Below are 14120 nucleotides of genomic sequence, written 5' to 3' on the forward strand. Positions count from 1 at the left end.
TATTATGGGAGCTCAGGAAAATCAACCTTTCATTCATATTCGCTCTGCAAAACCCCCATATGCAAAATATCATGCCAAACACCCGGTACAAGCTCTGTCTGGAGCTGCCCTCATGCACAAGCCGATCCATTCATACAGCTTGACAACTTTATCATGAAAGGGTAACACAAATTCTTATCGTCAAGATTCGATCATGCACTGAGCTTGTCTCACAAAGGTCTTGTGTCACAGCCAAGCTCGCTACCAGATTTAAATAGATTGTCCCGCCTTGCCCTCTACAGCCCTCTTTGAAAACAACTTGTTCTATTTTTCGAAGGGTGAACAATTTCGTCAACATTCGCGAATAACCGCATATATATGGGGGAGAACGAAAAGAGGTGATCGGACATCATAAAGGGCATCAACCGCATACTGATTTTTACCTTGCTGCTGGTTTTCTTTCTCCCTAACCTGACCCATGCCGCCTCAGGGCAGAAACTGGACAGTAAATACGCTTCGTATGCACAATTTATCGTCATTGATAAATCCACCAACAAGCTGACGTATTACGAGAAGGGAAAGGTCATTAAAACATTCCCCGTCGCCACAGGCAAAAAGCCCTCCTACACGCCGGAAGGCCTGTTCAAAATCCATGAAAAGGTAAAAAACAGACCTTACTACAAGGAAGGCATCAAGGGCGGAGATCCGCGCAATCCGCTGGGGGACCGCTGGCTGGGCATTAACGTGAAGGTCAACGGCAGGATCAGTTACGCCTATGCGATCCACGGGAACAACAATTCGAATTCGATTGGAAAATACGTATCCGCCGGATGTATTCGCATGCATAATAAGGACGTGCGCTGGCTCTACGACAAGGTTAAAATGAACACCCCTGTCCTCATCCAAAAATAATCCAAAAGCTTAGAAGCTGAACACTTGATGGTGTTTGGCTTTTTTAATTTCTATGAGCCATACGCAGCTCCAAACTCTATAATGTTGCGATCTGGATCCAGCACGAAAATTTGCGCAAAACCTGCAACGCTGTCGGGATTGGCAGTATATTCAACACCCATTCGGTCCAGCCAATTCCTTGGTTTCGCGGTAGCTCTTCACCCAGATGGAAAAATGCCCGTCCGTCGTATCGATTCCGCGCTCGCGAAGCGTATCGCTGATCGGATGCTCCAGCAGATGGAGCTGCTGATCCCCCACCGCGTACCAGACCCCTTTGGATGTAAACGGCGGACGCCGCAGCTCGCGAAACTTAAGGACTTCCGAGTAAAACACCTTGGCTTTTTCCAAATCCCGAACGGCCAAACTGACATGGTGCAGTCCTACATATTGAATCATGTATCACACCTCACTTGTAAGCGGAATAAATGCTTTATGATGGTCTGCCAGCCTTATCATACTTCATTTGAATCGAGGTATGTATCTCCATTCTAAAGGATACCTTATACATTATATAACATGAATCAACCACTTAAGGGGGGAGTTTCACCATGGATATCCATTCCGAGGAATACAAAATCGCATCATTGAATGGAAATGAAGGCACCTTAAAAGCGATTGAAGATGCCGAGACGAAGATCGCCGAGCTCACAGGCAAAGATATCACACTGATTGCTTACGAGAAAGAACAAGGTCCAGAGGATACACCATAAACAAACCCTGCACAAAAAAGAGCTGCCCTCCATGAGTCCGCATAGACTCTGGAAGAGCAGCTTTTCTTTAGATGAAGCAGGACGCCGTCACTGCTGCCTGATAGGTCACGTTAACCTCTAGCGCTCTGCCGGTAAGTCCGTTCTGATCGAACGGCAGCCGCTCGGCTTCCAGTTCCTCAATCTCTTCGATATGCCCATCCACATAATCGGCAAGCCGATCCTGTGTGGAAGAGATTCGTGCCAGCAGCCCCCCGTAGCGGAGGTCCAGTACTTCCCAGCCAAAGGGCTTGTACGTGCTCATCCAGAGCGCACGGTGCGAGAGCCGCAGCGCCTCGATGCGCTGCTTTAGCACGAGCAACGGGGAATCCGGTGCTGCTGCAAGCTCAGCCAGCTGATCCTTTTGTCCCGTTTTATACCACTTTTTCAGCGTAACGCCGAGGGTGCTTTTAATAACAAGCACCGATGCCAATCGTTCATAAAATTCATACAGACGGCTGAACGGTGCCGGGAATTGCTCCTTGCATTGCCGCCATCTCCGCTCCAGTCCAGCGTAATGCTGGGGCAGCACAGCTTCCGCTTCACCTTCCACATGTTTGTCCAGCAGCCCTAGCAGGGGATCCTGCCACAATAAATATTTGGATGGGTTCGCCATCCAGTGATTGCCCTCCGACACGCCGGGAACCTCATCCATATATTTCAGGGCGTTCAGCGATTCAAACAAATCGATGCCCGTACAGGCCGCGAGCCGCCTTGTAAGAAGCTTATCATCAACCTCATCGCCATATCCATGCTCGGCAAACAGCTGCAGACCGGCAAGAATGACCAAGTGATTGCTTTCGTTGCCGTTATCTCCCCAGGCGGTAGCAATCACCTCGCGGATGCCTTTGGTTTTGGCAGCACGCAGGGCAGGCTGGCTGGTCATCCATGTCTTGCCGTTGTTGGGACAGATACTGTTCCACATATGGATGCCGCCGGCAAAAATCGGCTTGGAGCCCAGCCTCATATGCTTCTCATATAACTGTTCATATCCGTTTTCATCACGGCGTCCATAGTCCCAATACACAAATTGAACGCCTTTTGGAATTCGGCTCATATTGTCATCCGAGAAATCCGCATTTACATTGTACAGCGCCCCTTGATAATCATTCGCCAGCAAATTAAAATACATGTCGCTCCAGATCATCGGCTCGAGTCCGAGACGATCGGTGATGGCAAGCACCCGGTTGACATGGTCATTCATGATCTGGAAACGGTCCTGAACCCCGTTCAATTTCAGATAATTTCCAAGACCTACCTGGAATGCCTCATCCATGCCGATATGAATTCGCTTGGAACGGAACATGCCGGATGCGGCTGTGATCATCTGCTCAATGAAAGCATATGTCTTCGGCTCGCCTGCGAGCAGAATATCGGCATGGTCCTTCATATCTGCCGCATACCCCCATTTTAGCACTTGCTGCAGATGCCCCAGGGTCTGAATACACGGAATCATCTCGATGCCGAACAAATCCGCATAATCGTCGCACTCCTTCAGTTCCGAAGCTGTATACCGGCCGCGCATGTATCCGAAGTAGGGCTGCTCTTCTACCTCGTACGTATCCTCGGTATACATCATCAGTCCGTTCAGTCCCATCAGCGCCATATAACGGATAAACTGTTTGATCACCGCCACCTTGAGAACGCCATTGCGGGAAACGTCGAGCATCGTGCCGTTAAAGTCAAACTTCGGTTCCGCCGTCAGCTCGAATAAAGCCCCTTCCCTGGCCTGCTCCAGAAACAAACCGAGCGCACGGAAAAAGTGTATGCTCTCCTGGTAACGGATCAGTCCCTGCCCATCCTTCAGCGCCACCTGAATCGGACCTTCCATCTGAACGACCCGAATCTTGATCCCTTCTCCGTCTGTAATGGAGATGTCCAATATGTCTGAAAGCTCGCTGATCCCTTCAAGCAGTTTTCCAGACAGGTGATCAAAATGAATCTTCATGTCATTCCCTCCATGATCCCATTTTTGAGATGCTGTCTATCATTGTGTGAAACAGCAAAGCCCGATCCCTTCATCTTGGAATCGGGCTTTACCAAGGCGAGAAGCTAATATCCTTCCCAGCCTATATATTAGGTTTCTTACTCGGCCGAAACTTTAACACCAAGTGTCACAATCTCATATGGCTTGACTGGCAGCGTGCAGCTTCCCTTGTCATCCAAGCTTTGAACGGATCCCTCTTCTTCCAATATCGAGCTCTTATAAACGCCCTGGGTTGGCAGGGAAGATTGAAACTTCAGCTCTGCATCCGTGCCTGCCATATTGAACCAGCGCAGCATCAGATCGCCTGTCTTCCGGTTCACCTTCAGGGAAGAGAAGGCAAGCTCTTCATGACTCCATCCAAGCGGCTCGGAGGTCGATGCAACGGTACCTGCATGAACTCCGGTCTGAGCAACCGTCCATGGGATCTGGAACTGGTAAGCCTCGGCATAAGCGCCGGAAGCGATGCCGTCGCCCTGGTGCGGAATCACTTCCATGCGAACCGTATGAACGCCGATACACTGAGCTTCCGGCGTTGGGAAGTAACCCCAATCCCCGAGCTCACCGACGGAGCGCAGCAGTGTAACCGCGATCGTGTTGCGACCGTCACGCAGCACTTCATATTCGTTCAAGCCCTGGTTCGCCACCGTCAAGCCTGCTGCAGCCGCGGTAACATCCACGAAGGCCTGCTGATGAGCCGTATAACTCGGGTTCTCCCATTCGGCAGCCGGCTCGTTGTCCCGCTTCGCCACTTCGAACATGGAATCCACGTTATGAGACGCTGCCTGCAGATCCGTTGGGAACAACGCACGCACCCGATGATCCTTCGCCTGATTATCCATCGTGGCTTCGATCTCGACACCTTTGCCGCAACGGTTCAGGCTGAGCACGGTACGTATGGACAACGGCACCATCTCGCTTGATCTTTGGGCCTTGCGGTTCGGGTAATACACCAGTTCATGCTGCTCTTCGTCCAGCTTGCCGTCGGCCATAGCCGGAATGGACCAGTTATGGACGATTTCGATGGAAGCGCGGTATGGTGAATCCTCCAGGACCGAAATTTTGGCGGTTTGGCCTTTTGTAGTCAATGCCGTTTCGCCATCCGGCTGTTTATACATATATTCGTTACCGATATCCCCGGTATTCTCATAGACGCCCAGATCGCGGTATACCTGTCCATTCTTCTTATCCGTTAAGGTGAAGGAACCGTCCCCTTCGATCTCAACCTTGAGCAGCTCGTTCTCCATTACGTTGGATTGGCTGATCAGGGATTTAATCGGAGTTGGCTTATTATCACTTTTCACCCATGCGTAGGTTGTCAGACCCATTGCTGCAATTTCGCTTGCCTCGAATGTCAGTCTGACCCTGCGGCACATATAAGGCTGGCGGAACCGATCATCCGGGAGATCGTATCCGAACTGAAGACCAAGATCTTCAACGGTACACGGTACCGATACACCCTGCGCGTTAACCAGAACGCGGCCGGACAAATCGATTTCCTTCATCCGGCGGCTCGTTTCTTCCAAAGAGTAGCCTTCCCGGAAATAGAGCCGTTTAGCGTCCAGCTCGATGCTGACCGTACCGCTGCGTGTCCATCCGGTCGTATTAAATACGACCAGCGGCAGCGGATCAGAGCCCCACTGCTCGAATCCGGTTGTGTCAACCGCATCCGCGATCACGCGGACGCTGTCATCCACAATATTTTCAGCCATGTGGGCGCTTTTCTCGAAGCGGGTGACCATCTCGCGGTGAACCTCGTCCACGCTGCAGCCGCAGATGCTGTCATGCGGATGATTCTGCATCAGCGTTTTCCAGGCATAAGTGAACAGATGATGCGGATACTCCTTGCCAAGCAGGCTTGCGTACGACGCCAGCGGCTCGGCCACTTTTTCCAGCAGGGTCTGGCCGCGCTGGTTCATCTGCTTCAGGTATACACGAGCCGAGGCGGTATTCACAAGCGTTCCCCAGCCGTCCGTCCGCTGGCTGCGCAGCTCTCCTGTTACGGAGGACAGGTCCTGCGGCAGTTTCTCACGAACCGCTTTCAGGTAATCATCAAAATTGGAGTGAATGAACTCCGCATCCGGATACAGCTTCTTCGCCGTACGGATGCCTTCCGGGAGATCCGTCTGAATCGGCTGATGGTCGCAACCGTTCATATAGAGCAGTTCGGGCGTGGAAGCATACTTCTCGGCATCCGCCAGCTTGCGGTCCCAGAACTTCTTCGCCTCTTCTTCATCAACAGGAACTTCGTTGCCGTTGCTGTACCAGTTGGCAAACAGGATGCCCAGCACCTTGGAGCCGTCCGGACCTTCCCACATCAATTCGGAGAACGAGGACTCATAACCGCTATCGGAAACGGTATTGTTAAAGCCAGTTGGCTTCACGCCCCGGCCGAAGAAGGCGTTATCGATACCGGACTGTTGCATCAGCTGCGGAATTTGGCCCGTAAGTCCAAACGTATCTGGGAAATAACCGATTTTGGCAACCGTGCCATAACGCTCGGCATCCTGGTGCCCAATCTGCATGTTTCTCACATTGGCTTCGCTGCTTGTCAGATACGCATCCTGCAGAATGTACCAAGGCCCGATGATGATGCGTCCGTCCGTGATCAGCTTCTCAAGCTGCTCCTTCTTCTCGGGTCTTACCTGCAAATAATCTTCAATAATAATGGTCTGACCATCCAGGAAAAAGCTGCGGTATTCCGAGTCCTTATCCATCGTCTCGAGCAAGCTGTCCATGAGCTCGATCAGCCGTACATGGTGCTTTTCATACGGTAAATACCACTCGCGGTCCCAGTGAGTATGAGAAATAATATGTGCTTTTCTGGATTGATCCATCTCTACGTAGTCCCCCTTATATTAGCCTTTCGATACGGTAATTCCAACCTCATCCGGGCGGTACACCGATAACAGGTCCCCGCTTGCATCCACTGCGAACAGTACCGAGCGATCCGCCTCAAGCATAAATGAATAGATAAGACCTGTTGAAGGATCCTTCACTTCGACATTCGTATCCCACGATTGCTCTGAACCGAATACGAAGAGTGCCCCTTCTTCAAACGTTACCTTGCGTCCGTATACGCCGGAATGGTCTCCACCTTGGCTCCAGATCAGCCCCGTGTCGGCAGCAGATAACTCCAATGCGTATCGATACAGTGCAGATAGGGTATCGATCCGGTCATTCAACTCAACGGGAAGCGGACTCCAGAGAAGGCGTCCGGCACCGAGCTTGACCTCGATGACGGCGTCGCCAGCCTCATCGGTTGAATGTACGTCGCTGCTGATCACAATTTCCTTACTAAGCTCGGCGATTTTCCGATGACCGTATGACGCGGGCCATGTGGCATCCCCGATGCGCAAGCTCTCTTCCCGGCGCACATTCACCACTTTGCGCTGTCCCAGCTCTGCCGTCATTCGCTCGACCGGATGCCAATAAGCATCCAGACCGACAGGTCCGGTCAGAAGGAGCGTGGCTCCCGTTTCTTTTACGATATCCACCAACTCGGCAAACGCCCGGTCATCTATATTATGAGCACTCGGCAGAACGATGAATTTCACCGGATGTCTCCGCAGCGAGCTTAGATCATACTCTCCAACCGCGCGGAAAGGCACATTCAGCTCGTAAGCCAGGGCGCGTGTCGCCTTCGTTGTTGCTTCAAAAGCAAACTTCCGGTTCGAGAAATCGTTCGAGTATGGGAAAATGACCGCTGTCTCTTCAAGCTTCCGTCCCTTAAACAAGTCCCGGATGCCCTCCATGAATGCACCAAAATCATACGACACATCCGCTTCCGGCTTCTCCGTCCCGTCAGCGCGGACAGCTCCGATATGCGATTCATTGGCATTATCCATGTAGAAGTTTGTGTTCCAGATCCAATGAACGGCGCCTGCACCGCCTGTTGAGAAGGCGTACGCATATTTGCGCTCCAGCAGGTTCCGAAGCTCGGCTTCGCTCCGCTTAGCCCGGCCATCCGGTGTTTCCACGTACATGATGCCCGTTTCCTGAATGAGGTTTGGTTTATCCGGCGTTTTGGCAAATATGCCGTCCCAGATCAGATAGTCGTTAAACCACCAGGAGTGAACCGTTGTATAGTCCACAGCCTCCGCATAGAAGAACGGGGATGGACGCTGTGCTCCTAAGGCCTCATCTTGTCCAACCGTAACCATATGGTCAGGGCATACCGCTTTGATATCATCATATAGTTCCTTCGCCCAGCGGTTGTGCATGTCCATCGAGAAGAGAACATAATCGAGCCACTGGGTGCCCTTTTTCCCTTGATGCATATCTTGAACGTCGAAATTAATGGCTTCAGGTCCCGGAGGAACCGCAGACTCGAATGCCGGCAGCTGATCGGAAGTCATGTTCCAGCGTTCCTGCAGAGACTCAACCGAGCCATGACGCTTCTTCAGCCAATCGATATACGCTTGCTGCTCGAACGAATCCTTAGCTGAACGAGGACCGTCCGAGAAGATCTGCGGCGGATCGAACATGGAAGGCTCGTTAATCAAATCCCAGTCCACGTTCTTCGTAGCTTTATGCCTTGTGATAATGGAGCGGATAAACCGCTTCTGCGCTTCCACGCTTCGCGGATCAAGGTAAGGATTCTGTCCTTCCCAAGTCTCCGGTGTAAAGGAGAAGAACGTAAACGTGACCTGTAGATCATGCTTCTTCGCCGTTAACAGGAAGGCGTCAATCGAACGCAAAACCTCTTCGGATGCATGCCCGTCCACCTGCATGATATTGCGGTAAGCGGTCCAGATCCCGGTACGAATCCAATTGATGCCGGCATTGCGCATTTGCGCCATATCGCGATCCCACACATCCGTATTCGGAAGGAACAGGAACTTACGCGCGACATCGGACGTCATGTAAGTCATCCCGACAACAGGCAGCGGGCGGCCATCTTTGATAAAGTAATCCCGGTTGCAGGTGACTGGCGTTCCAGTCTCCAAAAGCTCATGATCAGCTCCCCAGAAGCCTTGTCTCAGCCTGCGGATTTCTCCATCCGGACCTTCGGCTTCACACAACACCCGATAAGATCCCGGCTTGATATCAAGCGCAACCGGAATGCGCTGTACATGAAATTGTCCAGTTACATCAACGATTACGGAATGATTCCATACCGGAGCTTCATCCAGGTCATGCTGAACCGAGATGCGGAACGTCCAGCTCTGCGGCTCATGGACAGGCAGATTCCGCCCCATCCGTTGTGCCTGCAGGGTCAGGGTCGCGCGCTCGCCGGACTCATAGGTTGCATAATTCGGCTTGATCCACAGCTCGGTAATCCCTTTGGCGCAGAACGCCGCCCACCGGCGCACCTCTTCTCCCCCATCCTGTTCCCAGAAGGAGGCGGAGAGAGGTTGATTTACAAACAACCAGCGACCTCCCAGAAACGGCCCGCCAACGTTCTCCCACAGAACTACAGGAGCAGCGACTTGCCTTCCCTTGGCTGTACATCCCTTGAGGAGCGGATAAATCCGCGTATCCATCGGTCCTGCCGAGCCCATCTGGTGAGGCAGATCGCTGCTCTTGGTAACATGCGGAACCAAGTTCCATGTATCCTTAACGGTAAACCGTTTGTGACTGTTCTCCATCAGCGGAATATCTTCACTCGCGATCAAATCATTCACGCGCCCACAATCCACAGGCAGCGCCTCATGAATGTTCAGCTGCTGATGATATGCCGTCTGTTCATGCTCTACCACCCAGGCACCGTCCTCCATGCGGACGGGACGTTTGAATGGGGCACCCCCAACACTGACCAAGCCGCCGCCATTTCTCAGAAAGTCCAGGATGGCTCTCCAGGCGGATTTCGGAAAGTACGGAGCGTGTAAATTGACAAAGCTAACGCCTTGTCCCCCTGCTGCTGCCAGCGTTTCAGCCAAGTTCTCTGCGCCGCACACGGAATCGAACATATCCAGACCGGCTGCCGATACCGGCAGTCCGGCAGCTTCAGCTGCCGGAAAGGACGGATCATAGAATACAATCAGGCGTTCACTCATAGAATCCCTGCTTTCATCGCCTGGTACACCAATTGCGAGAACAGGCTGTTGGACCAGGCAAACCATGATCTGGTAAAGACTTTAGGATCATCGACATGGAAGCCCTCATGCATGAAGCCGGTATCCGCATCGGTCGCTTCCAGCAGCGCGATCATCTCCAGCTTCTCTTCTGCCGTCTGCGCCGTAATTCCCTGCATGGACAATGCCATATGCCAAATATAATCCGGCGGCGTATGCGGACTGCCAATTCCCTTGGCAACTGCCCCCTCGTAATAGAAAGGATTTTCTTTGCTCAGCGCAAATCGTCTGGTGTTCTGATAGATCGGATCATCTGCAGTCACATAACCCAGATACGGAATAGACATCAGACCGGGCGTGCCTGCATCATCCATCAGACAGTAATTCCCATAACCATCAGTCTCATAAGCGTAAATCGGACCAAACTCCGGATGACGGTAAATACCGTATAACTGAATCCCGTGATCCACATCGGCTGTAAGGCGCTTCAGCTCATCAAGCAGTTTCATATCACGGAATACCCATTCCGCAAATTCCTGCATTTGACGAAGGGCTACAACGGCGAACATATTCCCTGGAATATTGTAATGGAAATCGCAGGCATCATCGCTTGAACGGAAGCCGGACCAGATCATGCCCGTATAGTTAACCGGCATGCCGAATCCGTTGTTGCGCAAGGAATCGGTAGGTATGCCGTTATCCCGCGTGAAACGGTAAGGTGATTTCTCGAAATGATGCTGTTCGGTTTTAAACAGCTCGATGATTTTGATCATCGCCGACTTGAAGTTTGCATCAAATACGTCCGTCAGGCCAGTTTCCTTCCAGTACAGGTAGGCCAGGCGGACAGAGAAGCAGAGTGAGTCGATCTCGAACTTCCGCTCCCAGACCCATGGCGACATCTCGGTTTCATCCGTTGTGTTCCAGTGCCAGTCGTTCGCCGATTCATTGAAGGCATTGGCATAAGGATCGATATGAATATATTGGAAATGGCGCTTGATCAATCCGCTGAGTATACGCTGAAGCTCTGGATCGTTCTTCGCAAACGGAATGTAATGAATCACCTGTTCTACGGAATCACGAAGCCACATAGCCGGAATGTCACCGGTAATAACAAATGTCGTCCCGTCCTCCATCAGCTTCGTTGTGGTCTCGAGCGTGTTTGGAAAACAGTTCTTGAACAGCTGCAGCAGCTTGGGACGATGTGCTAATTTTTCTTCGGCCTCTTGCAGAACCGCCTGAATCGATTGCGGCAGCTCAAGCTCCGGCATTGGTATTTTGGGGAGTCTGAATTGTTCCATGTTTTGTTCTGGCTCCTTTTGATTAGGTATGTTGTGTAGTCAATTTGATGGTCTTGATCTCATACGGCAGGAAATGAAGGGTTAACCTTCCTTCTGCTGTATACAGCCTTTCGAGTTCCTCTTCAACTGCATTGGACAGATGGACCGTTTCGCAAGGATAAGGCCAAGTGAGTTTCACTTCGTCTCTACCCCCGGCGGATTCATAGAATCGCAGAATATAACCGGTTCCATCCTCTGCAGGTTTAACCGTATCCAGCACAACATGCTGGCTCTCGAATGGGATCAAAGAATGAACAGAGGGCTGAATGCCCTGCTTCGAACTTGTTCGCACGCATGGCAGTTCATGATTCAGCTCGGCAGCTTTACGAACGATGCCGGCATTTCTCCAGTCTCCTTCGTGCGGATACAGGGAATATGTGAATTCATGCTCTCCCAGGTCTGCTGTAACATCGGGCCATTTCGGCGCTCGCAGCAGGGACAACCGGATCGTGCTGTCCTGAATGTCGTACCCGTACTTGCAGTCATTGATGAGGCTGACGCCGTATCCATGCTCCGATACATCGGCGAAGCGGTGTCCGCAGACCTCATATTGCGCCTGCTCCCAGCTCGTATTGCGATGGGTCGGTCTCTCAATAGTACCGAACGGAATCTCATACGTTGCCTTATTGGCAACAACAGCGATCGGGAAGCCGACTTTCAGCAGCTTGTGCGATTCGTTCCAGCTGACAAAGGTCTTGAAGTCGATCCGCCGGTCATGATGATAAAAAATCAAATCTTGCGTGATCTCCGAGTTATGGATGCGCCAACGGAAACGAAGCACATCCTGTACTTCACCCGCCATCAGCAGCCTCATCTCGATCAGTTGCGCTTGATCGGCTATTTGCTCCTCATAGCGAGTATCGATATCCCATGCATCCCACAGGGTCGGACGGTCATGGAAGAAGTGGAAGCGATTTGCGGCTTCCCCTGGCTTAATCACTTCCCGCTCCGCATCTTTGTCCCACAGACTCACGATTTCGCCCTGCGCGTTAAAGCGGACCTTATAAAACTCCGTTTCCCAGCCATCCGAAAGTCCAGTAGAACACTTCTCCGCCGCTGCCTCGTTTCCTGCCGAGGGTCTAAGCCAAATCGTTTTGTAACCAAACGCGGGGATGCCTTGAACATAAAGGTTCAAGCCCTGAAAGGCTTCGCCGCTCTCTAAGGTCCGAACATCATACTGCAGCAGCGCTCCATCGGAATCATAGGGAGCGTGGCTAACAAGCTCCGGTCCGCCCTCAATCGAAATAACCGCATTTCTTTCCCATCCAAGTCCATTGAAGATGACATAGGGTAGACCTCCCCCTTCTGTATCGGCCTGACCGGCCAATACCTGCAGCCCTTGGGAGAGACTGCGATTCCCCTTCCGGAACACCTCGGCATATTCCTTCTCAGAGGTAACATAAGACTCCGTAATGGCAGAGCCCGGAATAATATCATGGAATTGATTAAGCAATATCAGCTTCCAGCCCTCATGCAGCTCGCTGACGATTTCCTGCTTCTGCCCACCGCCCATCGACGGAAATGCAACCGAGCTCCATAACTCGGCTTCACGGTACAAGATTTCCGCCTTGCGGTTAAAGCGCTTGTTCCGTGCGTGGGTTGTGTAGGTTCCTCGATGCAGCTCAAGATATAAATCCCCGCGCCATTTCGGCAGCTTTGGCGAAGCGGCGTCAATCCCTTCGAAAAATTCGGCGGCCGTGCTGTACTTGCTGGCAGGCTGCCCAACCATCAGCTCAGCCCGATTGATATATTCCAGCATCTCGCGAGTCACACCCCCGCCGCCATCACCGTGTCCATAGAGCAGCATCTGCTCCGGATGGACGGGTCTTTGCCGGTAAGACTGCCAATGCTCGTGAACATCTTTTGGCAGTGTGTTCTCGTTCACGCCATGATTAAGATAGGAGAGCATCGGTGTTCCGTCAATGCCTACCCAGTGGAATAAGTCGTACGGGAACACATTCGTATCATTCCAGCCGAGCTTTGTTGTCATGAAATAACGAATGCCGCCATGCTTCAATATCTGGGGCAGTGATGCACAATATCCGAACGTATCCGGGAGCCATTCAATATGTGATGTCAAACCGAACTCTTCCTGATAGAAGCGCTGTCCATAGAGCATCTGGCGCATGAGGGACTCTCCGCTCGGAATGTTTAAATCCGGCTCGACCCACATCCCGCCGACCAGTTCCCAGCGTCCCTCCATGATTCTAGCCCTCACTCTCTCGTACAGCTCGGGATCATGATCTTTCAGGAATTGATACAGCAAAGGCTGGCTCTGCGCATATTTGTATTCCGGGTATTCATTCATCAGCGCGTCCACCGTGGAGAAGGTCCGGCTTGTTTTTCGAACGGTTTCCCGGACCGGCCACAGCCAGGCGATGTCGATATGAGACTGTCCGACCATGTGCTCGGTTCCTTCAGCATGGCCGCCAATGGCTGTAACCTGCTGCACAAGCTCTTGCTCAATCGCGGTCACCATTTCACCTGCGATGATCGATGCCTCATTCAGACTTACAAAACGATCCATCGCCTGATACAAGGCCTCCATCAATCGGATGCGCCGCATATCGTTGTCCGGCAGCAGTATAACCGAATCCCTGATAACAGTTGCAGTGTACATCAGACTCTGAACAGGCACGTTCACGTTGACAAGCAGACTCTGTACTCGGGTAATCGGAGGCTGAATGACAGCCTGCTGATTGAGCGGATCCACGGGCTCTGGAATCGGATCGTATAATTCGATTTCCAGCTCCATGTTCATGCCGGTGCGCTTCGGATCAAGCGTTACAAACGTATGATTGCGGTCCAAACCCTGATACGAAGCTCCGTTAACGCGCAGCAAAGCTTCGCCTCCGGACTGAAACAGAAGCCCTATCACGCCATCTGCCCACTGCGGGGGCAGTTCAAGGCTCATTCGAAAGAAATAGGTTGTGCCCTGCGTGCTCGGAAATCTGTTGAAGTCATGTCCTTCGGCAAAAGGGGCTGAGTCTTCATACACGCCCGGAACCATATAAGTGGTCCGCGTAATATCCCACCCCTTGAGTTCTCTCGACTCAAGCCACTGGCGCTCCGACAATTCGCGTATAAATCGCCTAATGCGTTCCAT

Annotated in this window: 7 protein-coding genes and 1 pseudogene; 2 read left to right on the forward strand and 6 right to left on the reverse strand. The window is 52.0% G+C overall.

The features are described from left to right. The first annotated feature begins 423 nt into the window (after window positions 1–423). Window positions 424–891, forward strand: coding sequence for a L,D-transpeptidase (locus M2277_RS16855; RefSeq protein ID WP_228030151.1), 468 nt, complete (start codon window positions 424–426; stop codon window positions 889–891). A 50-nt stretch (window positions 892–941) separates the two neighbouring features. On the opposite strand, the pseudogene M2277_RS16860 reads toward M2277_RS16855, so the two are convergent. Beyond that, window positions 942–1326, reverse strand: a pseudogene (locus M2277_RS16860) (VOC family protein). Window positions 1327–1478: 152 nt separating this feature from the next. Between M2277_RS16860 and M2277_RS16865 the strand changes: the two are divergent. Beyond that, window positions 1479–1640: a hypothetical protein gene (locus M2277_RS16865; RefSeq protein WP_006209143.1), complete on the forward strand. Its 162-nt coding sequence runs from the start codon at window positions 1479–1481 to the stop codon at window positions 1638–1640. 67 nt (window positions 1641–1707) lie between these two features. Here the strand turns inward: M2277_RS16865 and M2277_RS16870 are convergent, their stop codons facing one another. The 5 genes from M2277_RS16870 to M2277_RS16890 all read right to left on the reverse strand — a co-directional run bounded on the left by M2277_RS16870 (window position 1708) and on the right by M2277_RS16890 (window position 14120). Continuing rightward, window positions 1708–3624, reverse strand: a complete 1917-nt coding sequence (locus M2277_RS16870) for a beta-N-acetylhexosaminidase (RefSeq protein ID WP_280755223.1) — start codon at window positions 3622–3624, stop codon at window positions 1708–1710. 137 nt (window positions 3625–3761) lie between these two features. After that, the gene (locus M2277_RS16875) at window positions 3762–6497 is read right to left on the reverse strand and encodes an alpha-mannosidase (protein ID WP_280755224.1); all 2736 of its coding nucleotides are present in this window, start codon (window positions 6495–6497) and stop codon (window positions 3762–3764) included. Window positions 6498–6518: 21 nt separating this feature from the next. Further along, complete coding sequence (locus M2277_RS16880) at window positions 6519–9659, reverse strand: beta-galactosidase (protein ID WP_280755225.1); 3141 nt, start codon at window positions 9657–9659, stop codon at window positions 6519–6521. Further along, window positions 9656–10975 (reverse strand): glycoside hydrolase family 125 protein, encoded by a 1320-nt coding sequence (locus M2277_RS16885; protein WP_280755226.1) that lies wholly within the window; start codon window positions 10973–10975, stop codon window positions 9656–9658. The genes M2277_RS16880 and M2277_RS16885 overlap by 4 nt, the downstream gene beginning before the upstream one ends. Before the next feature lie 22 nt (window positions 10976–10997). Then, window positions 10998–14120 (reverse strand): alpha-mannosidase, encoded by a 3123-nt coding sequence (locus M2277_RS16890; protein ID WP_280755227.1) that lies wholly within the window; start codon window positions 14118–14120, stop codon window positions 10998–11000.

Source organism: Paenibacillus sp. LBL (assembly GCF_029893715.1).
GTDB classification, from domain to species: domain Bacteria; phylum Bacillota; class Bacilli; order Paenibacillales; family Paenibacillaceae; genus Paenibacillus_AQ; species Paenibacillus_AQ glucanolyticus.

Coding starts and splice junctions, on each gene's coding strand:
- M2277_RS16870 (WP_280755223.1), bottom strand. CDS start 3,624: ATGAAGATTCATTTTGATCACCTGTCTGGAAAACTGCTTGAAGGGATC.
- M2277_RS16865 (WP_006209143.1), top strand. CDS start 1,479: ATGGATATCCATTCCGAGGAATACAAAATCGCATCATTGAATGGAAAT.
- M2277_RS16885 (WP_280755226.1), bottom strand. CDS start 10,975: ATGGAACAATTCAGACTCCCCAAAATACCAATGCCGGAGCTTGAGCTG.
- M2277_RS16890 (WP_280755227.1), bottom strand. CDS start 14,120: ATGGAACGCATTAGGCGATTTATACGCGAATTGTCGGAGCGCCAGTGG.
- M2277_RS16875 (WP_280755224.1), bottom strand. CDS start 6,497: ATGGATCAATCCAGAAAAGCACATATTATTTCTCATACTCACTGGGAC.
- M2277_RS16880 (WP_280755225.1), bottom strand. CDS start 9,659: ATGAGTGAACGCCTGATTGTATTCTATGATCCGTCCTTTCCGGCAGCT.